The organism is Pseudomonas argentinensis, assembly GCF_001839655.2.
In the GTDB taxonomy this organism is placed as follows: domain Bacteria; phylum Pseudomonadota; class Gammaproteobacteria; order Pseudomonadales; family Pseudomonadaceae; genus Aquipseudomonas; species Aquipseudomonas argentinensis_B.
Map to the genome: position 1 here is coordinate 3,388,453 of NZ_CP056087.1, position 20,599 is coordinate 3,409,051.

Below are 20,599 nucleotides of genomic sequence, written 5' to 3' on the forward strand. Positions count from 1 at the left end.
TCGACCAACCGTGGCCGCCTACTTGCTCAGCGGGTCGTCCCAGAAGGGCCGCTGGGTCTCCCTGAACAGCTCACTGCGGCTGAGCCCCAGGTCCTTCAACGCGGCGTCGCTGAGTGATGCCAGCAGTTGCCGCTCATACGCCAGGTGCTGCCAACGGCGCACCCGCGCTGCATGTTTTTTCAACCAGCGGATGAAACGCCAAGGCTGACGCTGCGAAGTCGGTTCGACACCTGCCTGATGATCCATCTTGTCTTCCTCCTGAAGGGATGGATTCAGTGTCGGGCCGGGCGTAAGATCAATCCAACGAATGTTTCTTATGCTATGCATCTAGGAGATTGATGAATGGCGCTATACCCCAACATCGACAGCGAACTGCTGCGTACCTTTGTCGCCATAGCCGATCATGGCGGCTTCACCCGGGCCGCCGAGGCGGTCAGTCGCACGCAGTCGGCAGTGAGCATGCAAATGAAGCGCCTCGAGGAAGATGTGATCGGCCGGGCACTGTTTCAGCGCGAGGGCCGCCAGCTCACCCTGACTGCCGAGGGCGAAATACTGCTGAGCTATGCCAGACGCATTCTTCAGCTGCACACCGAAGTGCTCAACATCCTCTGTCAACCCGACATGGTCGGCACCCTGCGCATCGGCACGCCGGACGATTACGTGATGCGTTTCATGCAGGGCATCCTGATCCGTTTCGCCCAGGCCTATCCGCTGGTTCAGGTGGAGTTGCACTGCGAACCTTCGTTCGCCCTGTTGCAGCGGCGCGACCTGGATCTGACCATCGTCACGCGCGAGCCCGGTTCGGAGATCGGTGAGTTGCTGCGCCAGGAGCACCTGGTCTGGGCCCAGGCCTCGGCGGCCAATCTGCATGAGGCCGATCCGCTGCCGCTGGCGATGTTCAACAACCAGTGCTTTTGCCGCACCTGGGCCTGCAACGCCCTGGAGGCGAATTCGCGCAGCTACCGCATCGCCTACAGCAGCCCGAGCCTGTCGGCGATCATGGCGGCCGTCAGCGCCGGGCTGGCGATAACCGCCCAACTGCGCAGCCTGATCACCGCCGACCTGCGCATTCTCGGCCACGCTGAAGGCATGCCGGAACTGCCGATGGCCAGCGTGATGCTGTTGCGCAACGAGCGCACCCGTTCACCGGCCAGCGAGGCGCTGGCCGAGCAGATCCTCGAAGGCTTCAGGCTCTGAGGCCGAGCATCAGCGCGCAGACCAGCAGGAACGCGGTGAACAGCACGCGTAACTGGCGCTCCGGCAGGGCATGAGCCAGGCGTACGCCCCAGCTGATGCTGAGCAACCCGCCAATTGCCAGCGGAATGGCCAGCGTCCACTGCACGTGGCCATGCAGGGCGTAGGTGGCCAAGGTCACCCCGGTGCTGGGCGCCGCCAGTGCCAATGACAAACCTTGCGCCACCACTTGCGAGGTGCCGAATACGCTGGTGAGAATCGGTGTGGCGATCACCGCGCCGCCAACACCGAACAGCCCACCCAGCAGGCCCGAGCCACTGCCCAGCACGCCCAGCCATGGCCAGGGGTGACGCAACTGGCCCGACGCCGCCGGTGAATGCAGGAACATGCGCAGCAGGTTGTAGAACGCCAGGGCGATCAGGAAGCCCACGAACGCCAGGCGCATCGACTCGGGGTCGAGAGTGACCGCCCAGCTCGCCCCGAACAGTGCGAACACGAAGCTGCTCAGGGCCAGGGCCAGGGCATGGCGCAGGTCGATGCGGTTGCGCTGGTGATAGCGCCACAGCGCCAGCAACACATTGGGCACCACCATCACCAGCGCCGTGCCCTGGGCAAGCTGCTGATCCAGCCCGAACAGCACGCCCAGCGCCGGAATCGCGATCAGGCCGCCGCCAATGCCGAACAGCCCGCCAAGGGTGCCAAGTGCCAGGCCGAGCAGGATATTCAGGGCAAACGCGAGCAGATCCATGGTTCATCTCGTTCAAACAGGGTGAGCGCATGCTACCCATCGCCCGCTGGATGGGTAACGCATAGCCCGGCATAATGGCTGTGCGATACACGCATAGCGAGCCCCCCCATGAATCCCGATGCCCTGACCGATCAGCTCAGCCTGTTTCTCGATGTGCTGGAGAGTGGCAGCTTTTCCGCCGCGGCCAGGCTGCATCCGCTCACGCCGTCGGCCGTATCGCGACGCATCGATGCCCTGGAACGTTCCCTCGATTGCAGCCTGTTCAGTCGTAGCACCCATGCGGTGCGGGCAACCCCAGCGGGATTGGCATTCGCCGAGCGGGCCCGGCGGATTCTCGCCGAGCTGCACCTGGCGCGCGCCGAGGCTGTATCGCTGAGCAGCGCCCCGGAGGGGCTGATCCGTATCGACGCCCCTGCGCCGTTTGGCCGCCGGCACCTGGCACCGGCAATTGCCGATTTTCTCACTGCCTACCCAGGGCTGGACGTGCAACTCAGGTTGATCGACAGCTTTATCGACTTGCATGGCGCCCATTTGGGCGAAGTGGATCTGGTGCTGCGCATCGGCCCCCTGGCCGATACCCGCCTGGTGGCGACGCCGCTGTCGCCGATGGTCCGCGTGGTATGCGCCAGCCCGGCCTACCTGGAACGCCGTGGCGTGCCGCGTATGCCCGCAGAACTGCTGGAGCACGATGGCCTGGACTGGGACGGCCTGGCCCCCGCCTACGCCTGGCGCTTCGAGAACGGGGGCAAGCTGGCGGTGTACCGCCCTCGCCGCCTGCGCATGACCGCCAACAATGCCGAGACCCTGGTGTTCAGCGTGCTGGCGGGCCTCGGCGTGGCGCATTTGCCGACCTGGCTGGTCAGCGAATACCTGGTGCGTGGCGAACTGGTGGCGCTGTTCTGCGACAACGGTCTGCCGGCACCGGAGCCCAGCGGCATCTACGCGTTGCGCCTGGAGCGCGACACCGACTCGCGCAGCCGCCTGCTGCTGGAGTTTCTGAAAAACCGCTTTGGCCCGACACCACCCTGGGATTTGCCGCTGCAAGGCGCCCTGCAGCGCGGCGCCGGCAACTAGATGAAAAAACGCGGCCTAAGCCGCGTTTTTGTTGGTGGACCGCCGAGCAGCTATCAGAAGAAGCCCAGCGGGTTGATGTCGTAGCTGATCAGCAGGTTCTTGGTCTGCTGGTAGTGGTCGAGCATCATCTTGTGGGTTTCGCGCCCGACCCCGGACTTCTTGTAGCCGCCGAAGGCAGCGTGCGCCGGGTACAGGTGGTAGCAGTTGGTCCATACCCGGCCGGCCTTGATGCCGCGGCCCATGCGGTAGGCGCGGTTGATGTCGCGGGTCCACACGCCGGCGCCCAGGCCGAACTCGGTGTCGTTGGCAATGGCCAGGGCTTCGGCTTCGTCCTTGAAGGTGGTCACACCGACCACCGGGCCGAAGATTTCCTCCTGGAACACGCGCATTTTGTTGGTGCCCTTGAGCAGGGTCGGCTGGATGTAATAGCCGCCCGCCAGATCGCCCTCGAGCTTCTCGGTGGCGCCGCCGGCCAGCAGCTCGGCGCCTTCCTGCTGGGCGATCTCCAGGTAGCCGAGGATCTTGTCGTACTGCTGCTGCGAGGCCTGGGCGCCGACCATGGTGTCGGTGTCCAGCGGGTTGCCGCGCTTGATGGCCTTGATCTTCTTCATCACCTCGTTCATGAACGGCTCGAAGATCGACTCCTGCACCAGCGCCCGCGATGGGCAGGTGCACACCTCGCCCTGGTTGAAGAAGGCCAGCACCAGGCCTTCGGCGGCTTTCTCGATGAACGCCGGCTCGGCCCCCATGATGTCTTCGAAAAAGATGTTCGGGCTCTTGCCGCCCAGCTCCACGGTGCTGGGGATGATGTTGGCGGCGGCGCATTTCATGATGTGCGAGCCGACCGGCGTGGAGCCGGTAAAGGCGATCTTGGCGATGCGCGTGCTGGTGGCCAGGGCCTCGCCGGCCTCGCGGCCATAGCCCTGGACGATATTGAGCACACCCGGTGGCAGCAGGTCGCCCATGATTTCGGCCAGCAGGGTGATCGACAGCGGCGTCTGCTCGGCAGGTTTCAACACCACGCAGTTACCCGCCGCCAGGGCCGGGGCCAGTTTCCAGGCGGCCATCAGCAGCGGGAAGTTCCAGGGGATGATCTGCCCCACAACGCCCAGCGGCTCGTGGAAGTGATAGGAGGCGGTGTGCTCGTTGATCTCGGCGGCGCTGCCTTCCTGGGCGCGGATGCAGCCGGCGAAGTAGCGGAAGTGGTCGGCGGCCAGGGGCACGTCGGCATTCAGGGTCTCGCGCACCGCCTTGCCGTTATCCCAGGTCTCGGCCACGGCCAGCAGTTCGAGGTTGGCCTCGATGCGGTCGGCGATCTTCAGCAGGATCAGCGCGCGATCCTGTACCGAAGTTTTGCCCCAGGCATCGGCGGCGGCGTGGGCGGCGTCCAGGGCCTTGTCGATGTCCTTGGCGTCCGAGCGGGGGAATTCGCCGATGGCCGAGGCATCCACCGGGCTGGTGTTGGTGAAGTACTGACCGCCCACCGGCGCGACGAACTCGCCGCCGATGTAGTTGCCGTAGCGCGGCTTGAGGGTGACGACGGCGCCTGCGGTACCGGGTTTGGCATAGATCATGTGAGCGACCTCTTTATTGTTGAGACCTGTCCTCTGAGGCCAGAGAAAGGCCGGGGTTCGATTCCGAGTCAGCAGCCCGCCGCCTGCCACCGAATCGCCGTCAACCGGCATGGCAGAGCCCGCGGCTGCCGAGCTGCTATCAGGGTAGACGCCTTCGCAGATTTTCGCCGCTGGCTCGTCCAGCCTCGGCATCGAGCCTCCATTCAGCCGCTGCGCCGTCCTCCGGGAAGATTCCCTGAACATTGCCAGAGCACGGGCAGTCACCTGATCACACGGCAACCCTCTGGAGACGGTCATGATCAAATTCCCGGGATCGGCGCTGCTGCTCGTAGCCTGGCTCAGCGCTGGCGTACAGGCTGATGACAACGGCATGTCCTTGCAACAGCAACGCGACAGGATCGGCGACGAAATGGTTCGCGAGCGCACCGGTGCGCCGCCTGCCAGCGAGAGCGGCACGGGCCAGGCGATGGATCCGCAGCAACAACAGCCCGAGCAGCAGGCACCCCGCAGCACCCTCAATTCCCCTGCCAGGCAGGGCGACACCGGGCAGCAGCCAGGTGACCAGAATCTTCAACGTCAGCCCTCCACCACCACGCCGGAGGCCGGCACCCGGGACGGGTCTGCCCCGCAAGCGGGTTCGTCTGGCGGTTCCACTGCTCCGGCTACGCCGGGCACCGGTGGCGGCAGCCAGGACAGCGGCGGTGCTGTGATGAGCAATTAGGCGAGAATCCGCCACCTACAGGCACCTTGTAGTGATTCAGAGGCGGGATTTCGCCACCTGCTTCACAGAAACGTCATATGAAAATTGATGCAGATCACTAGCTCAGTGATAGGCAAGGATTCAGGCACGCATATTGCTTTTCGGGGCCAGCCTGCGACGAAAGCGCGCACATGAAGGTAAATGCCCGGCGTTTCAAAAAATCACCGGGACTGATCGGTTTCGCAGAACGAAACCTGGCTGCATGCAACAGGCGCTGCCACTCCATCATCCGGAGCGACACCAACGTCGGTCTTGCGGTCATGCAACTACATCACTGGAAATGGTCTGTCTAATGAAGAAACTCCTGCTGTCCCTACTGTGCTTGAGCGCGCTCGGCTGCGCCAAGCAACCCGAACCGGAAAAATCCGTGGACGTCCTGCTGATCGGCGGGGGCATCATGAGTGCGAGCCTCGGCACCTACCTCAACGAACTGGAGCCGACCTGGAAAATCGACCTGTACGAGCGCCTGCCCGAGGTCGCCAGCGAGAGCTCCAACGCCTGGAATAACGCCGGTACCGGTCACTCGGCGCTCGCCGAACTGAACTACACCCCGGAAAAGGCCGACGGCACCATCGACATCAGCAAGGCCGTGGCGATCAACGAATCCTTCGAGATATCCAAGCAGTTCTGGGCCTATCAGGTCGAGCAAGGTGTGCTGAAGAATCCGAAGTCGTTCATCAACGACGTTTCACACATGAGTTTCGTGTGGGGCGACAAGAACACCGAATTCCTGAAGAAGCGCTATGACGCCCTGCAGCACAGCTCGCTGTTCCGCAATATGGAGTTTTCCGACGACCCGGCACAGATCAAGGAGTGGATCCCGCTGGTGATGGAAGGCCGCGAGCCCGGCCAGAAAATCGCCGCGACCCGGGTACAGACAGGCACCGATGTCAATTTCGGTGAAATCACCAACCAGTTGCTGAACAACCTGTCGCAGAAAAAGGACGTGTTCAACGTTTATGTTCAGCAGGAAGTGCGCGATATCACCCGCGCCGACGACGGCACCTGGAACGTCACCATGGCCGACCTGGCCAACGGCGACAAGCTGAGCACCGTCAATGCCAAGTTCGTGTTCATCGGTGCAGGCGGCGGCGCGCTCAAGCTGCTGCAGAAATCCGGCATTCCGGAAGCGGAAGGTTACGCCGGCTTCCCGGTTGGCGGCTCGTTCCTGGTTACCCGTAACCCGGAAATCGCCGCCAGGCATCAGGCCAAGGTCTATGGCCTGGCATCGGTAGGCTCGCCGCCCATGTCGGTTCCGCACCTGGATACCCGGGTGATCGATGGCGAGAAAGTCATCCTGTTCGGGCCGTTCGCCACCTTCTCCACCAAGTACCTGAAAAAAGGTTCGTTGCTGGACATGTTCGGCACCATCACCACCCACAACATTTCGCCAATGATCAATGCGGGTATCGACAACTTTTCGCTCAGCACCTACCTGATCGGCCAGCTGATGCTCAGCCAGGAAGACCGCATGCACTCGCTGCGCGAATACTTCCCCGAAGCGCAGGACAAGGACTGGGAACTGATCCAGGCCGGTCAGCGCGTGCAGATCATCAAGAAGGATCCTGAGAAAGGCGGCATCCTGCAGTTCGGCACCGAAGTGGTCAGCTCCGAGGACGGCTCCATCGCCGCCCTGCTGGGCGCCTCGCCAGGCGCCTCCACTGCCGCGCCGATCATGCTTCACCTGATGGAGCGCACCTTCAAGGACAAGATCCAGACGCCAGAATGGCAGGCCAAGCTGAAGGAGATCATCCCCTCCTACGGCCAGACCCTGAACAACAACCTGGAGCTGACCAACAAGACCCGCGCCTGGAGCAGCGAGCGTCTGCAGCTGACCTTCGTCGAGGTCAAGCCGGAACAGCCGCAGGCCGAAGAAGCCCCGCAAGCAGAGGCTGCAGCCGAAGCGCTGTAAGCCTGTCGGCGGGCGCCTCCACGCAAGGCGCCATGTTGGAACGAAAAACGGCCCGCAAGGGCCGTTTTTTTGCGCTGCTTTTGAGCCGATCAGGCCGGCTGGGGCGCCTTGCCATGGGCTACGAAACGCAGCATCCACTCGCCAACGGTACGCCCGTGATGATCCTGATGCAGGGTATCGACCGCTGCACGGTAGGTGGGTTCGCCGATGTGCTGCTGACGAATATCCAGCAATGCCCGGGAATACTCGGGCACGAACTCGGGATGGCCCTGGAAGCACAGCACCTGATCACCGATGCGATAGGCCGCATGGGCACAGAACGGGCTGGTGGCCAGCAGCGTGGCGTTTTCCGGCAGCCGGGTGACCTGATCCTGATGGCTGATCAACAGCGTCAATTCATCCAGTGCCGGCGTCATCCAGTCCGGCTGTTCGGTCAACTGATAGCGATGAATGCCCACGCCCCAACCGCCACTGGCGCGCTCGGCCTTGCCGCCGAGCAGCAGCGCCAGCAACTGGTGACCAAAGCAGATGCCGAGCAATTTGTCGCCCGCCCGATAGCGTTCGAGCAGATAGTGCTTGAGCGTTTCGATCCACGGGTCGGTGGCGAACGAATCGGCCTTGCTGCCGGTAACCAGGTACGCATCGAAGCGTGCTTCGGCGGGCGGGTAATCGCCCTGCATCACGTTGTATACGTGGAAGCTGGCTGCAATGGCCTGGCCAGCGAAGAGACGTTCGAACATCTTGCCGTAGCCCTGGTACTGGTCGACCAGCTCGGGGCGCAGGATGTCGGTTTCCAGAATGCAGATCTGCAGCGACATGACGGTACCTGAAAAAATAACGGAGCAATCAAAGCCTGCCTTGGCGGCTGCATCAAGGCAAGAGGCATGCCGCTAATCGAGTCATCAGCCGATTCGATAGCCGCCATTACCAGCATTTACTTCTGCGCCGGCCCTAGCGGAACGATGATTCATCCCATCGGCCCGCAAGGCCATTGACGAGCGCAAACGCCATGCACAGCCAGACCATTCGATACGCACGCAACGGTGCCCTGGGCGCCATCGGCCTTTACCTGGCAATCGCCCTCCCCCTGCTGGCGGCGAGCATGCAGCACCCGGTACTGGCCTCTCCAGCGAGCCAGGCAGCCGCGCCTGCACCGATGCAGGGCAGTTTTACCTGAACCCCAAGCGAAACGTCAGACTCCAACCTGCAGTGCCTGAATTCGGGCGAGTTCATCCCAATCAGTGGAGGAGTTTTACGATGCTCAAGAAGACCCTGACTGCCCTTACCGCCGCTGCCGCCATGAGCGCGGGTCTCGCCATGGCCGATCGCCCGGGTGCCGACTGGATCAGCATCGAGCAGGCGCTGAGCAGCGCCAAGCAGGCTGGCTTCACCCAGATTCACAAGATCGAGGCAGACGACGCCGGCTACTGGGAAGGTGAAGGCACCAAGCAGGACAACCGCCTCTATGAATTCCGCGTGGATGGCAAGAGCGGCAAGGTCATCCGCGAGCAGCTGGACAACTGATTGACCCAGCCTGGCGAACCGGCCCAAGCGGCCGGTTTTTTTATGACCGTGAAAACTCCGGACGAACGGTCGCTGACTATCGGTAAGGGCTCGCAGGCTGCGTGCCGTCTGGCGCCGGGGTTATACGCAAGCGCAAAAGGGTTCCATATCCTTCAAATGCTCTTTCGTATTTCTTTAGAAACAAGCGATCTAAAAAACCGGACCGCGCCCTCTACAGTCAATACGTACGCCGTCGGGTTTTGCCGAGGCACTGGGGACGAAGCGGTAATCACGGCCCATCACAACAATCAAAAGGCGAACGGCCATGTTCAAGAAACCGAAATTCCGCCAGGCGGGGCTGATCCTCTTTGCCACCGCCGTCTTGTTGATCCTTCCCAACCTGAGCCGCATGATAGGTTAGGCCGCTCAGTTGACCCGCGGCATCCACCAGGCCAGGATCAGCGGCAACCAGCCGATCGCCAGGAGGGTCGAGCACATCACCAGGCTCGCGACCTGTTCGGGTGAGCGATTGGCGCGCACCGCGAACAGGTAGTTGAACACCGCCACCGGCATGGCCGACTGCACCACCAGCACGGCGTGGGTCAGCGGCTCCAGCCCCATCGCCGCGCCGATGCCCCAGCCGACGCCAGCTCCCAGAACGATGCGCAGCGCGCCCAGCACCAGCCCGGAACCCAGATGATGCAGGCGAATGCTGGCCAGCGAAACGCCCAGGGTCAGCAGCATCAGCGGAATGGTCATGCCACCCACCAGGCCGACGGTATTGGCCAGCCAGCGCGGCAGTTGCAGATCCATGAAGATCATCGGCAGCGCCAGCAACAGGCTGACCAGAATCGGGTTGCGCAGTAACTCCTTGATGGAGGCGGCATTGCCCGACAGGGCGATACCGACGCTGAACTGCATGATCGACAGGGTCAGGAAAAAGGCCACGGCCAGCGCCAGGCCATGCTCACCAAAGGCATACAGGCTGATGGGCAGGCCCATATTGCCGGTATTGGGAAACAGGAACGCCGGTACCAGCACCTTCCATTGCTGGCGGAACAGGCGGCTGAACAGCACCCCAAAGAGCCCCATGCAGGCCGTTACCAGTACGCAGCCCAGGGCCATGCTGGTGAAGGCCTTGGGATCGATATCCGCACGACTCAGGGTGGCCAGCACCAGGCTCGGCGTACCGATGGTCAATACCAGGCGGGCAATGAATTCGGTGGGATAGGCCTGACCGCTACGGGCCCAGGCATAGCCGATGGCGGAGACGATTATCACCGGCGCCAATACAGCAAACAACTCGGCCAGCATGGTTTCTCCCTTCGGGCAAAGCGGCCATGCTAGAAGCGATCATCCCATGACCGCAAGCCATGCGGGGTGGATGGGCGCGCCGGCAGAGGCGAAGAGGCCCTGCCCTCCGGCTCACTGGGCCTGTACGCTGACCAGTGGCTCGACATCGACCCGCGCCATCATCCGCTCGCTACCGCCGCCGCGACGCATGCCGCGTACCGGGCAGGCATCGAGGTAATCCAGGCCGATCGCCAGCTTGAGATGCCGCTCGGGCCGGGCCAGACAGTTGGTGACGTCGAAGCTGTACCAGGCGCCGTCCAGCCAGGCTTCGGCCCAGGCGTGGCTGGCCAGGTGGTCCTGGTTGTCGGCGACCAGGTAGCCGGACACGTAGCGCGCCGGGATGCCCAGGCTGCGCGTGCAGGCGATGAACGCGTGGGCGTGGTCCTGACAAACGCCCTGGCGCCCGGCGAAGGCTTCGGCCGCGCTGGTTTGCACGGCGGTCGAACCGGGCTGATAGCGGATATGCGCGTTGAGGCCGTGCATCAGGTCGATCAGCGCATGGCGATCGCGACGCTGGGCGCACTGCATCCAGGCGAAGTCGCGCAGCGCCGCATCGGCATCGGTCAGCCGGGTAAAGCGCAGGAACGGCAGCGCCGACTGGCTTTCGTGCTCGGCATCGCTCGACTCGTCGATCTCGACCAGGCCCCGGGCGCCGATGACGATCGACTCGTGGGGCTCGTCCAGGGTCAGCACGTGGAGGATGTTGCCGTAGGGGTCACGTTGCGCGCGAACGGGCCGCGGCAAATCCAGCTGCCAGTCGAGTATCTGCTGGCGAGCGCTGTCGTGGGGGGTGAGACGCAGGTACTGGATGCTGGCCCGCACCTGATCCTCGTAGTGATAGGTGGTGTTGTGGCGTATGGACAGTCTCATGCGACCTCCAGATAGGACGTGTGGATGGCGCTGCCGAGTTGGTGAATTTGCTCGATGAATTCGGTCAGCCAGACGTGCAGCCCTTCCTCCAGCACTTCATCGATGCTGGTGTAGCGCAGCCGCGCATTGAGTTCGGCGGCCAGGCGCTGCGCCGGTCGGCCGTTGTCGCCGGGCAGGCCGGCGAGCATCTGGTACAGCTCGTCCATGCACGCGCTCAGCGAGCGCGGCACCTCACGGCGCAAGAGCAGCAACTCCGAGACCTTGCGGGCCCCTGGCGAGCCTCGATAGACCTCGGCGAAGGCCTCGAACGACGACAGTGCACGCAACAAGGCGCTCCACTGGTAGTAGCTGTGGGCGGGCCGACCATCGGCATCGTCGATGCCCTCGCCGAGCAGCTCGTAGCGTGAGTCGAGCAGGCGCAAGGTGTTGTCGGCGCGCTCGATGAAGGTGCCCAGGCGAATGAAACGGTAGGCCTCGCCGCGCACGATGGTGCCGAAGGTGGCGCCGCGAAACAGGTGGGAGCGCTCCTTGACCCACTCGCAGAAACGGCTGATGCCATAACGGCCCAGCCCCTGCTCGGCGATGCCGCGGATCTCCAGCCAGGTGGCGTTGATGTTTTCCCACATGTCGGCGGTGATGCGTCCGCGCACGGCGTGGGCATTGCTGCGCGCCGCGCCCAGGCAGCCGTAGATGCTCGCCGGGTTCTGCGCGTCGAGGGCGAAGAAATGCAGGATGCGCTCGGCGTGCAGCGCGCCGTGGCGTTGCTGGTAATCCTCCAGGGTGCCGGTGATCAGCAGCGGCATCGCCAGTTCGTCGAGGCCGTCACGGCGCCCGTCCTGGGGCATCAGTGACAGCGAATAGCTGACGTCCAGCATGCGCGCCAGGTTCTCCGCGCGCTCCAGGTAGCGGGACATCCAGTACAGATCGGAGGCGGTTCTACTCAACATGTCTCAGTCCTCCACCACCCAGGTGTCCTTGGTACCGCCGCCTTGCGACGAATTGACCACCAGCGAGCCTTCGCGCAGCGCCACCCGGGTCAGGCCCCCCGGCACGATGCGGGTCTCCTTGCCGGACAGCACGAAGGGGCGCAGGTCGATGTGGCGCGGCGCGATGCCGTTCTCGACGAAGGTCGGGCAGGTCGACAGGCACAGGGTCGGCTGGGCGATATAGGCTTCGGGCCGGGCGATCAGGCGCAGGCGAAAGGCCTCGATTTCCGCGTTGCTGGCCGCCGGGCCGACCAACATGCCGTAGCCGCCCGAGCCCTGGGTCTCCTTGACCACCAGGTCCTTGAGGTTGGCCAGCACGTGGGACAGCTCCGCCGGCTTGCGGCATTGCCAGGTCGGCACGTTCTTGAGAATCGGCTCCTCGTCCAGGTAGAAGCGGATCATCTCGCCGACATAGGGATAGATCGACTTGTCGTCCGCCACCCCGGTACCGATGGCATTGGCCAGCACCACATTGCCCGAGCGATAGGTCGATAGCAGCCCGGGCACACCGAGCATGGACTCCGGGTTGAAGGCCAGCGGATCGAGGAAGGCGTCGTCGAGGCGACGATAGACCACATCGACCTGCCTGGCGCCTGCGGTGGTACGCATGAACAGCTTGTCGTCGCGCACGAACAGGTCGGCGCCCTCCACCAGCTCGACGCCCATCTCCCGGGCCAGGAAGGCGTGCTCGAAATAGGCGCTGTTGAACCGCCCTGGCGTGAGTACCACCACGGTCGGGTTGTCGAGCGGGCTGGCGCTCTTCAGGGTGTCGAGCAGCAGGCTGGGGTAATGGTCGATGGGCGCGATGCGCTGGTTAGTGAACAGCTCGGGGAACAGGCGCATCATCATCTTGCGGTCTTCGAGCATGTAGCTCACGCCGCTGGGTGTACGCAGGTTGTCCTCGAGCACGTAATAGGTGCCGTCGCCGTCACGCACCAGGTCGACCCCGGCGATGTGCGCATAGAGGTCGCGGTGCAGGTCGAGGCCCTGCATCGCCAGCTGGTAGCCCTCGTTGGCCAGCACCTGCTCGGCGGGGATCAGGCCGGCCTTGATGATGCGCTGGTCGTGGTACAGGTCGGCGAGGAACATGTTCAGCGCCTGCACGCGCTGGATGCAGCCACGCTCGACGATGCGCCACTCGCTGGCCGGGATGCTGCGCGGAATGATGTCGAAGGGAATCAGGCGCTCGGTGCCCTGGGCATCGCCATACAGGGTGAAGGTGATGCCGGCACGGTGGAAGAGCAGGTCCGCCTCACGGCGGCGCTGGTCCAGCAGATCCTGGGGAGTTTCCTTGAGCCAGCGGGAAAAGGCCTGGTAATGGGCGCGGCAGCTACCGTCAGGCAGGTGCATCTCGTCGTAAAAGGTGCGGGTCATGCTGTACTCCTTGCAGCCCTGTTCGACCCGTACACTGCAAGCGCCGAGCCAGCGGTTTTATTCCTTTAATATCAATTACTTATTTTAAAACCGAAACCACCTTGCACCATCTTGAAGCGCGATCGGCAGACCCAGGCTGGGGCATGCGCGATCCGCAGGCATCATGATCAACCAGGCTGACGGAGACATGGCTGCCGCCATGTAATCTCAGACAGGTGAGGCGGCAAAGCATTGCACTTTTCTGTCATGCCCTTTTGTCCAGAAGTGTCGGTGCGACAGAAACATTGCCGGCGCATTGCGTTCCCACCTGTGAGAGGTCAGGCATCGACCTGGCCGCCACGCTTCTCATGACAAGGACCGCACGATGAACAGCCTGATACCGCCCTACATCCTCGACCGCATCATCGGCCACGGTTCCGAGCGCCAGCGCGATTGCGCACGCAACACCCTGCAGCACGTCAGCTCACTCAGGCACAACAACGGCAAGCCGCGCCCGAGCAACGTGCAAGCGCGCCAGCTGCTGCCCGCCGGCCAACCCGAGCGCAGCATCTTCGATGCGCAGCAGCAGATGCAGCTGCCTGGCCAGCTCGCCCGCCGTGAGGGCCAGCCGGCCACCGGCGACGACGCCGTCGACGAAGCCTACGAGGCGCTGGGCGCCACCTACCGGTTCTTCCACGAGGTGCTCGGCCGCCATTCCATCGACGGCAACGGCCTGCCGCTGATCGGCACCGTGCACTATGGCCAACGCTATGAGAACGCCTTCTGGAATGGCGAGCAGATGGTCTTCGGCGACGGTGACGGCGAGATCTTCAACCGTTTCACCATCGCCCTCGACGTGGTCGCTCACGAACTGACCCATGGGGTGATCGACAGCGAGGCGGCGCTGGTCTACGTCAACCAGTCCGGCGCCCTCAACGAATCGCTTTCCGACGTGTTCGGCATCCTTACCAAGCAATACGCCCTGCAGCAGACGGTCGAGGCGTCGGACTGGATCATCGGTGCCGGCCTGCTCACCGAGTCCGTGAACGGCAAGGGGCTGCGCTCGATGTCGGCTCCCGGTAGCGCTTACGACGACCCGCTGCTGGGCAAGGATCCGCAGCCTGGGCACATGGGCGATTTCGTGCAGACCCGCGAGGACAACGGCGGCGTGCACATCAATTCGGGCATTCCCAACCGCGCCTTCTATCTGGCCGCCAAGGCGCTGGGCGGCCATGCCTGGGAAAAAGCCGGGCCGATCTGGTACGACACCCTTTGCGACGAACGCCTGGCCAACGATGCTGACTTCAGCGAATTCGCCCGCCTGTGCGTGGATCGCGCCGAACGGCGGTTCGGCCAGGGCTCGCCAGAGGCCGCCGCGGTGGCCAAGGCCTGGCGTGACGTGGGGATAGAGGTCAGCGCAGCATGAACGAGCTACCGCCACTGAGCGACGAGGCATTGGTGCGCATTTCCCGGCAAGGTGGCTTCGCGGCCATCGCCACGCTCAGTCGCCCCCGGGAAATCGACTTTGCCCAGTGCGACCCGGACCAGCGTGGGCAGGTGTGTTCGCTGCTGGAAGCCTGCCTGCCGGTTGCCAGCAAGGAGGCAGGTCGCGCTGACCAGCGCTTCTACCGGATCGAGCTGCAGGCATGCGCGCAGCGTGCGCAGGAGAAGCTGGTGCTGAACGTTCCCGAGGAGCGGGCTCCCCGGGATCTGGTGAAGCTCTGGAAAAATGGCCTTTAGCAGGCCGTTTAAAAACGTAGGCGAGGCAGCCAGTGCAAGGCAAAAGCAACCGAAAAAGCGGAGTGTACGAGTTGTACATGAGCAATTTGAGGTTGTTTTTAACGCAGCAATGGCAACGTAGGTAGTTTTTCGACGGCCTGTCAGCCTCTGTCATTACCCCTGGCGGCTTACCGGGCTCAGCTGCTGGGTAACACCCCAGCCATCGAGCTCGCCGCCGAGGGGAATCACCACCGACTCCAGGTCCTGGGCGAAATCCCCGATGCCGGCAGGCGTGACGTGCATCACCTTGCTGACCTGCAGATACCAGTCGCCCTCGTCACGCTCGGTGACCTGGGCATGCAGGCTTTCGCCGCGAAAGTTGTGGGTCGCCTTGAGGGCCCGGGCGCGGTCGGGAAAGATGGCGTAGAACTCGATGGGATGAACGCTGGCGAAATCGAATCCACCTTCCTTCATACGGCGCAGAATGCCGCTACCAACATCTTCGTGCAGAATCGTGCTCATAGTTGATCTCCATCGGACGAGGAATTGATACGCCGTGGAACCGGCGATCTGTCTCAACATGCAACACACGGCGCACCGTGATGACACCCGCGGGTACGAACTGGTCTGAAGACGCGTGCCCGATTCGCGCAGCACGCCTCTCAAGCATAGACCGCAGGTTGCCTGCGGTCATCCAACTATCTTTGCCCCCGCAGCTCGTCGGCCTGCCTCGCCGGCCGGCACCACCGTGCTATACACGAGGGTGAAGCCACGCCCTGCCGGCAGCGCCATGATCACCCTGCCGCCTGGGCCAGACCCACGAGGTACACACCATGAGTACGCTGCAGTGCACTTACCGCGACCACTACATCAGTGCCGACGTCATGGAGCACCCCGGCATCCCCACACCCTGGGCCGGCGGTTGCCGTATCACCACACCGGACGGTCGCACCACGCGACGTCTGTCGCTGCCGGTCAACGGTGCCTTTCTCGATGACCTGACCAAGGCCCAGCGGGCCTCCATTGCCCACGGCAAGTGGCTGGTCGATCAACATCTGGATAAAAGCCGGGATCTTTTTTCGGAAAATGTGGCCAAACGCCACGCAGCATGAGACTGCGGCAAAAAGCCTGCATACGCAGCGGGCCTTTGGACTGATATTCCGGCATGCACATGCCTCGATTCGACCGGTCTCATGCCTCACCGATTCGGCCGCGCTCAGGTGCGGCCGTTCCCATTCGAGACGAAGGTTGGATTTTCATGGCGAACCGTACGCTTTCAATTTCCGCTGTTGTAATGACCAGTATCCTGGCGCTGAGCGCCTGCAGCGACGCCAGCAATACCCCCGCCAAGACCGCCTCCGCCGCCCAGAGCAGCCCGCCCAAGCTGCAGGAAAGGGAGGATCTCAGTCCCTTCGCCGGCTTTGCCAGTGCCCGTTTCGGCAGCGACGAAACGGCCGTGCGCGCAGCCTGGAAGGGCTCGCTGCGCGACGGTGGCGGCTCGGACAGCTGCCGCCAGCTGTTCCAGGATCCACGCCCGGCCAAGGGCTTCGGCACCTCGTTCATGCTCGAGAACGGCCAGTTCGTGCGTTACGACATCGACAGCCGCGAGCGCAAGGCACCCCGCGGCCTGCAGGTGGGCAGCAGCGCCCAGCAGATCCGCGCCACCTACCCGGGCCGCTTCGAAGAGCAGCCCAACAAGTATGTCGAAGGTGCGACGGACTTTATCGTCACGCCCTATATCGATAGCGAAGCACGGATGGTGTTCGAGACCGATCCCGACGGTGTGGTGACGCGCTGGCGCATCGGTTTGCCACCGGCGGTGTTCTACGTCGAAGGCTGCAGCTAAGTCGCTCCACCCATAAAAAAACCGGCGCCAGGCGCCGGTTTTTTTATTTGCGTTTCAGGGCTTGGGTTTATCCGGCATGCCGTCCACCACCCCCGCCGTGTTATCCAGCAAACTCTTGGTAGCGGTTTGCAGGAAGCCTTCCATACGTTTTTTCAGCGCTTCGTCAACGGGCCCTTCTATCCGCGTGGCAGTGGGTTTCGCCCCCAGCCGATAGCTATAGAACCGTGGTTCGAAATCCTTGGGCTGCACCAGCACGTGCTCGGCAGTGACGATGGCCACGGTCTGGTCGCCGCCAGACGGCTTGATCACGCCCACGCCACCATCGCCCTCGGGCAGGTTGAGCAGGTCGCGTCCCCAGCACTGATGGCGTACCTCGCCACCCAGACGGCCCATGATGGTCGGCACGATATCCACCTGGGTGCCGACGGTATGCCTGACCTTGCCGAATTTCTCCTGAATGCCCGGTGCGATCAGCAGCAGCGGTACGTTGAAGCGCTGCAGATCCATTTCCGTGACCTGGTCGAAGCCGCCAAAACCATGGTCGCCCACGACCACGAACAGGGTCTGCTTGAAATACGGCTCCTTGCGCGCCTTTTCGAAGAACTGCCCCAGCGCCCAGTCCGAATAGCGCATGGCGGTGCGGTGCCGATCTTCCTTGCCGTTGATCATCACCGGCTCGACCGGCAGGTCTTTCGGCAGGGCATAGGGTGTGTGGTTGGAAAGGGTCTGAAACAGCGCATAGAAGGGTTTATCGCCGTAGTTGGTCTTCAGTTCCAGGGCGCCCCGGTCGAACATGTCCTGGTCGGACACCCCCCAGGTCGGATCCATGAACACCGGGTCGACGAAGTCCTCACGGCCGATGAAGTGGGTCATGCCCTGGTTGCTGAAGAAGCCGGACTGGTTGTCCCACTGGAAGTTGCCGTTGTAGACGTACAGGTTGTCGTAGCCACGGGCGCCCAGCAGCTGCGGCAGGCCGGAGAACTTGTGGGCACCTTCAGGCGTGCGCATCAGGTATTCGAAGCCGGGCAGGTTCGGGAAGCACGCCATGGTGGCGAACATGCCCTGGTGGGTATGGGTGCCGTTGGAGAAGAAACGGTCGAACAGCAGCCCCTCCCGGCTCAGCTTGTCGAAATACGGGGTGATATTGCCGGGCGCACCCAGGGCGCCGACCGAATGCCCGGCGAAGCTTTCCATGAGGATGACCACCACGTTGCGGATCGGCAGGGTCTTGTCGCTCGGCGGCGTATAGACGCGGCGGATGGCGGCGCTGTCGGCATCGACCAGTTGGTCGTCCACGGTCAGCAGCATGTCGCGGGTGATCTGCCGGGCCTGCTGGTCGTCCAGGGTCGCTTGCCAGGTGTTGTCACGGTGCGGGCCGAAGGTCGCCTGGGCCGCGCTGAACAGGGTCAGGGTGCCATTGAGGCCCAGCTGGTTGGCGAACATCGACTCGGTGGCATAGGCATCGCCCCAGCGCAGCGGCGGGCCCTGGCGCAGATGGCCGCGGGCAGCGATCACCGCGATCAGCAGGCACAGGAGGAACACCGACACCCGCCAGTACCAGGCCACCGCAGGCCGTGCGCCGCCAGCGCGGGCCGGCGCCTGGGGGCGGCTGGCGCGATCGAAGCGGCTGAACATCCACCATAGCAGGCCGGTGACGACGAACCAGGCGATCAGGTAGCGCGCCACCGGGAACCCATTCCACAGCATGCTCATCACCGTGGCCTGGTCTTCCTGCAGGTACTGGAACACCAGGCTGTTCAGGCGCTGGTGGAATTCCTTGTAGAAATCCAGCTCGGCCAGGCCGAGAAACAGCGTCACGCTGGCGAAGACCGTCAGCCACAGGCGCTGCCAGCCGCGGGCCAGCATGGCGCGGGTGCTCAGCAAGGCGATCAGCAGCGGCGCGCAGGCGTAGACCACCACCCGCAGGTCGAAGCGCAGGCCGTTGTAGAAGGCCTCGACGAATGCGGCGCTGGGCGTGTCGCCGATCAGCTCGCGGTTGTAGACCAGCAAGGCGACGCGCAGCAGGCTGTACATCACCAGCAGGGCCAGGCCACTGAACAGGGTGAAGAGCAACTGGCTGCGTATCGGCTGCAGGGAATGGGGGGTGTTGGAAGGGGTGCCCTGAACTGCTGTAGGGGTCATGTTCGATCATCCACAAAAGACGTTTACTGCAGGCCCGCCCTGTCACGGCGAGCGGCGGCGCGGCAGTCTGGAGGGTCGAATGTGAAAAATTTGTTGCACTGTTCTGACACCCGAAGTGGACGGTGCTTTGGTTTGAAAGTCATTTTTCACGCTGACAAGGTGTCGCCTCGGCGTTATCGTCACGCCATGCCAAGCACCGAATTCCTCACCCTGCCCTACCAGGCGCCCTGGGACTGGCAGCAGTTCCACGCCCACTTCAGGCTGCGCGCCATCGCCGGGCAGGAATACCTGGGCGAGCACGACTACTGCCGCAGCTTTTGCCTTGGTGATGTCACCGGCTGGTTTCGCGTCACCGCCCTGCCCGGCCAGCATGCCCTGAGGCTGGAGCACAGTGCCTCGGCCAGCGCCTGCCTGGCGGAACTCACCCGGCGGGTGCGGCGCATGTTCGACCTGGATGCCGACCCGGCGCTGATCGCCGCCCATTTCGCCGCCGACCCGCATCTGGCACAGATGCTCGCCCGCCACCCCGGCCTGCGCCTGCCAACCGCCTTCGATGCCTTCGAACAGGCGGTGCGTGCCATCGTCGGCCAGCAGGTCACGGTCAAGGCCGCGGTGACCATTACCGGGCGCCTGGTTGGAAGGCTCGGCGAACCGCTGGCCGACGCGCCCGCGGGTATCGACCGGCTGTTTCCAACGCCCGAAGCCCTGGCCGCAGCCAACCTCGACGGCATCGGCATGCCCGGCAAGCGCGTGCAGACCCTGCAGCACTTCGCCGCCCAGGTCGCCAGCGGCACGCTGCGCCTGGATATCAGCCAGGGCGCGAGCGAGTTGATCGAGCGCCTCTGCGCCCTGCCCGGCATCGGCCCATGGACGGCCGAGTACATCGCCCTGCGCGCCTTCGGCGACGCCGATGCCTTTCCCGCCAGTGACCTGGGCCTGCTCAAGGCACCGATCTGGGGCCCCACCGGCATCACCGCCCGGCAACTGCAGCTGCACGCCGAAGCCTGGCGGCCCTGGCGCGCCTATGCCGCCGCGCACCTGTGGCACAACTACTCGGGAGGCTGAGAATGTTCTATCGCTACCAGGAAAGCCCCATCGGCCGTCTGTTCATGGCCGGCGACGAGAATGGTCTGCAGCAGCTATTGATGGACGTGGAGCGTACGCCCTGGCGGATCGGTGACGGCTGGCAGGCGGCCGGCTCGCAGCTCGATGATGCCAGCCGCCAGCTCGATGAATACTTCGCGGGCCACAGGCAGCGCTTCGAGCTGCGCCTCAATCCCCAGGGCACGCCTTTCCAGCAGATAGTGTGGCAGGCATTGCAGCAGATTCCGTTCGGCAAGATCGACAGCTACAGCGCCCTGGCCCAGCGCATCGAACGGCCCAACGCCGTGCGCGCCGTGGGCGCGGCCAATGGTGCCAACCCGATCTGCATCATCATCCCCTGCCACCGCGTGATCGGCCGCGACGGCAGCCTGACCGGCTTTGCCGGCGGCCTGCCGCGTAAACAGTTGCTGCTGGAGCTCGAAGGTGCCGTGCCCAGACTACAGGCCAGCCTGTTCTGAGAA

General features: G+C 63.7%; 22 protein-coding genes. 12 read left to right on the forward strand and 10 right to left on the reverse strand.

Annotated features, from left to right (window positions below):
• Nucleotides 1-18: 18 nt before the first annotated feature.
• On the reverse strand, nt 19-246 hold the full coding sequence (locus tag SA190iCDA_RS15105; protein WP_070888133.1) for a DUF1127 domain-containing protein: 228 nt from the start codon (nt 244-246) through the stop codon (nt 19-21).
• A gap of 96 nt (nt 247-342) precedes the next feature.
• Here SA190iCDA_RS15105 and SA190iCDA_RS15110 point away from each other — a divergent pair, with 96 nt between their 5' ends.
• Nucleotides 343-1,197, forward strand: coding sequence for a LysR substrate-binding domain-containing protein (locus SA190iCDA_RS15110; RefSeq protein WP_070888134.1), 855 nt, complete (start codon nt 343-345; stop codon nt 1,195-1,197).
• Here the strand turns inward: SA190iCDA_RS15110 and SA190iCDA_RS15115 are convergent.
• Nucleotides 1,187-1,942, reverse strand: coding sequence for a sulfite exporter TauE/SafE family protein (locus SA190iCDA_RS15115; protein WP_070888135.1), 756 nt, complete (start codon nt 1,940-1,942; stop codon nt 1,187-1,189). The two genes, SA190iCDA_RS15110 and SA190iCDA_RS15115, sit on opposite strands and share 11 nt — an antisense overlap.
• Before the next feature lie 108 nt (nt 1,943-2,050).
• Here SA190iCDA_RS15115 and SA190iCDA_RS15120 point away from each other — a divergent pair, with 108 nt between their 5' ends.
• A complete protein-coding gene (locus SA190iCDA_RS15120; protein WP_070888136.1) occupies nt 2,051-3,016 on the forward strand; it encodes a LysR family transcriptional regulator in 966 nt (321 codons plus the stop codon).
• Nucleotides 3,017-3,069: 53 nt separating this feature from the next.
• On the opposite strand, the gene SA190iCDA_RS15125 is transcribed toward SA190iCDA_RS15120, so the two are convergent.
• Nucleotides 3,070-4,590, reverse strand: a complete 1,521-nt coding sequence (locus SA190iCDA_RS15125) for an aldehyde dehydrogenase family protein (RefSeq protein WP_236100868.1) — start codon at nt 4,588-4,590, stop codon at nt 3,070-3,072.
• 295 nt (nt 4,591-4,885) lie between these two features.
• Between SA190iCDA_RS15125 and SA190iCDA_RS15130 the strand changes: the two genes are divergently transcribed.
• Both SA190iCDA_RS15130 and mqo read left to right on the forward strand, forming a co-directional pair.
• Nucleotides 4,886-5,311, forward strand: coding sequence for a hypothetical protein (locus SA190iCDA_RS15130; protein WP_070886209.1), 426 nt, complete (start codon nt 4,886-4,888; stop codon nt 5,309-5,311).
• Nucleotides 5,312-5,642: 331 nt separating this feature from the next.
• The gene (gene mqo, locus SA190iCDA_RS15135; protein WP_070886210.1) at nt 5,643-7,262 is read left to right on the forward strand and encodes a malate dehydrogenase (quinone); all 1,620 of its coding nucleotides are present in this window, start codon (nt 5,643-5,645) and stop codon (nt 7,260-7,262) included.
• 89 nt (nt 7,263-7,351) lie between these two features.
• Here the strand turns inward: mqo and SA190iCDA_RS15140 are convergent, their stop codons facing one another.
• On the reverse strand, nt 7,352-8,080 hold the full coding sequence (locus tag SA190iCDA_RS15140) for an amidotransferase (RefSeq protein ID WP_070886211.1): 729 nt from the start codon (nt 8,078-8,080) through the stop codon (nt 7,352-7,354).
• Nucleotides 8,081-8,271: 191 nt separating this feature from the next.
• Between SA190iCDA_RS15140 and SA190iCDA_RS15145 the strand changes: the two genes are divergently transcribed.
• Together SA190iCDA_RS15145 and SA190iCDA_RS15150 are read left to right on the forward strand one after the other, a co-directional pair.
• A complete protein-coding gene (locus SA190iCDA_RS15145; RefSeq protein ID WP_170833952.1) occupies nt 8,272-8,439 on the forward strand; it encodes a hypothetical protein in 168 nt (55 codons plus the stop codon).
• Between the two features lie 80 nt (nt 8,440-8,519).
• On the forward strand, nt 8,520-8,786 hold the full coding sequence (locus SA190iCDA_RS15150; protein ID WP_070886212.1) for a PepSY domain-containing protein: 267 nt from the start codon (nt 8,520-8,522) through the stop codon (nt 8,784-8,786).
• Between the two features lie 405 nt (nt 8,787-9,191).
• On the opposite strand, the gene SA190iCDA_RS15155 is transcribed toward SA190iCDA_RS15150, so the two are convergent.
• From SA190iCDA_RS15155 to SA190iCDA_RS15170, 4 genes are all read right to left on the reverse strand, one after another.
• The gene (locus SA190iCDA_RS15155) at nt 9,192-10,079 is read right to left on the reverse strand and encodes an AEC family transporter (protein ID WP_070886213.1); all 888 of its coding nucleotides are present in this window, start codon (nt 10,077-10,079) and stop codon (nt 9,192-9,194) included.
• 111 nt (nt 10,080-10,190) lie between these two features.
• Nucleotides 10,191-10,988, reverse strand: a complete 798-nt coding sequence (locus SA190iCDA_RS15160; protein ID WP_070886214.1) for a transglutaminase family protein — start codon at nt 10,986-10,988, stop codon at nt 10,191-10,193.
• On the reverse strand, nt 10,985-11,935 hold the full coding sequence (locus SA190iCDA_RS15165) for an alpha-E domain-containing protein (protein WP_070886215.1): 951 nt from the start codon (nt 11,933-11,935) through the stop codon (nt 10,985-10,987). The genes SA190iCDA_RS15160 and SA190iCDA_RS15165 overlap by 4 nt, the downstream gene beginning before the upstream one ends.
• Before the next feature lie 3 nt (nt 11,936-11,938).
• Nucleotides 11,939-13,348, reverse strand: a complete 1,410-nt coding sequence (locus SA190iCDA_RS15170; protein ID WP_070886216.1) for a circularly permuted type 2 ATP-grasp protein — start codon at nt 13,346-13,348, stop codon at nt 11,939-11,941.
• Nucleotides 13,349-13,712: 364 nt separating this feature from the next.
• On the opposite strand from SA190iCDA_RS15170, the gene SA190iCDA_RS15175 reads away from it, so the two are divergent.
• Together SA190iCDA_RS15175 and SA190iCDA_RS15180 are read left to right on the forward strand one after the other, a co-directional pair.
• A complete protein-coding gene (locus SA190iCDA_RS15175) occupies nt 13,713-14,753 on the forward strand; it encodes a M4 family metallopeptidase (protein WP_070886217.1) in 1,041 nt (346 codons plus the stop codon).
• Nucleotides 14,750-15,067: a protealysin inhibitor emfourin gene (locus SA190iCDA_RS15180; protein WP_070886218.1), complete on the forward strand. Its 318-nt coding sequence runs from the start codon at nt 14,750-14,752 to the stop codon at nt 15,065-15,067. Before SA190iCDA_RS15175 ends, SA190iCDA_RS15180 begins: the two co-directional genes overlap by 4 nt.
• A gap of 153 nt (nt 15,068-15,220) precedes the next feature.
• Here SA190iCDA_RS15180 and SA190iCDA_RS15185 read toward each other — a convergent pair whose 3' ends face one another.
• Nucleotides 15,221-15,568, reverse strand: coding sequence for a ribonuclease E inhibitor RraB (locus SA190iCDA_RS15185; protein WP_070886219.1), 348 nt, complete (start codon nt 15,566-15,568; stop codon nt 15,221-15,223).
• Between the two features lie 311 nt (nt 15,569-15,879).
• Here SA190iCDA_RS15185 and SA190iCDA_RS15190 point away from each other — a divergent pair, with 311 nt between their 5' ends.
• Together SA190iCDA_RS15190 and SA190iCDA_RS15195 are read left to right on the forward strand one after the other, a co-directional pair.
• Entirely contained in the window at nt 15,880-16,158 is a 279-nt protein-coding gene (locus SA190iCDA_RS15190; RefSeq protein WP_070886220.1) for a hypothetical protein, read from the forward strand.
• 182 nt (nt 16,159-16,340) lie between these two features.
• The gene (locus SA190iCDA_RS15195; protein WP_083329808.1) at nt 16,341-16,892 is read left to right on the forward strand and encodes a hypothetical protein; all 552 of its coding nucleotides are present in this window, start codon (nt 16,341-16,343) and stop codon (nt 16,890-16,892) included.
• A 54-nt stretch (nt 16,893-16,946) separates the two neighbouring features.
• Here the strand turns inward: SA190iCDA_RS15195 and SA190iCDA_RS15200 are convergent, their stop codons facing one another.
• Nucleotides 16,947-19,034, reverse strand: a complete 2,088-nt coding sequence (locus SA190iCDA_RS15200; protein ID WP_070886222.1) for an LTA synthase family protein — start codon at nt 19,032-19,034, stop codon at nt 16,947-16,949.
• A gap of 186 nt (nt 19,035-19,220) precedes the next feature.
• Between SA190iCDA_RS15200 and SA190iCDA_RS15205 the strand changes: the two genes are divergently transcribed.
• Both SA190iCDA_RS15205 and SA190iCDA_RS15210 read left to right on the forward strand, forming a co-directional pair.
• Nucleotides 19,221-20,099: a DNA-3-methyladenine glycosylase family protein gene (locus tag SA190iCDA_RS15205; RefSeq protein WP_070886223.1), complete on the forward strand. Its 879-nt coding sequence runs from the start codon at nt 19,221-19,223 to the stop codon at nt 20,097-20,099.
• A 2-nt stretch (nt 20,100-20,101) separates the two neighbouring features.
• The gene (locus tag SA190iCDA_RS15210) at nt 20,102-20,596 is read left to right on the forward strand and encodes a methylated-DNA--[protein]-cysteine S-methyltransferase (RefSeq protein WP_070886224.1); all 495 of its coding nucleotides are present in this window, start codon (nt 20,102-20,104) and stop codon (nt 20,594-20,596) included.
• The last annotated feature ends 3 nt before the right edge of the window (nt 20,597-20,599 follow it).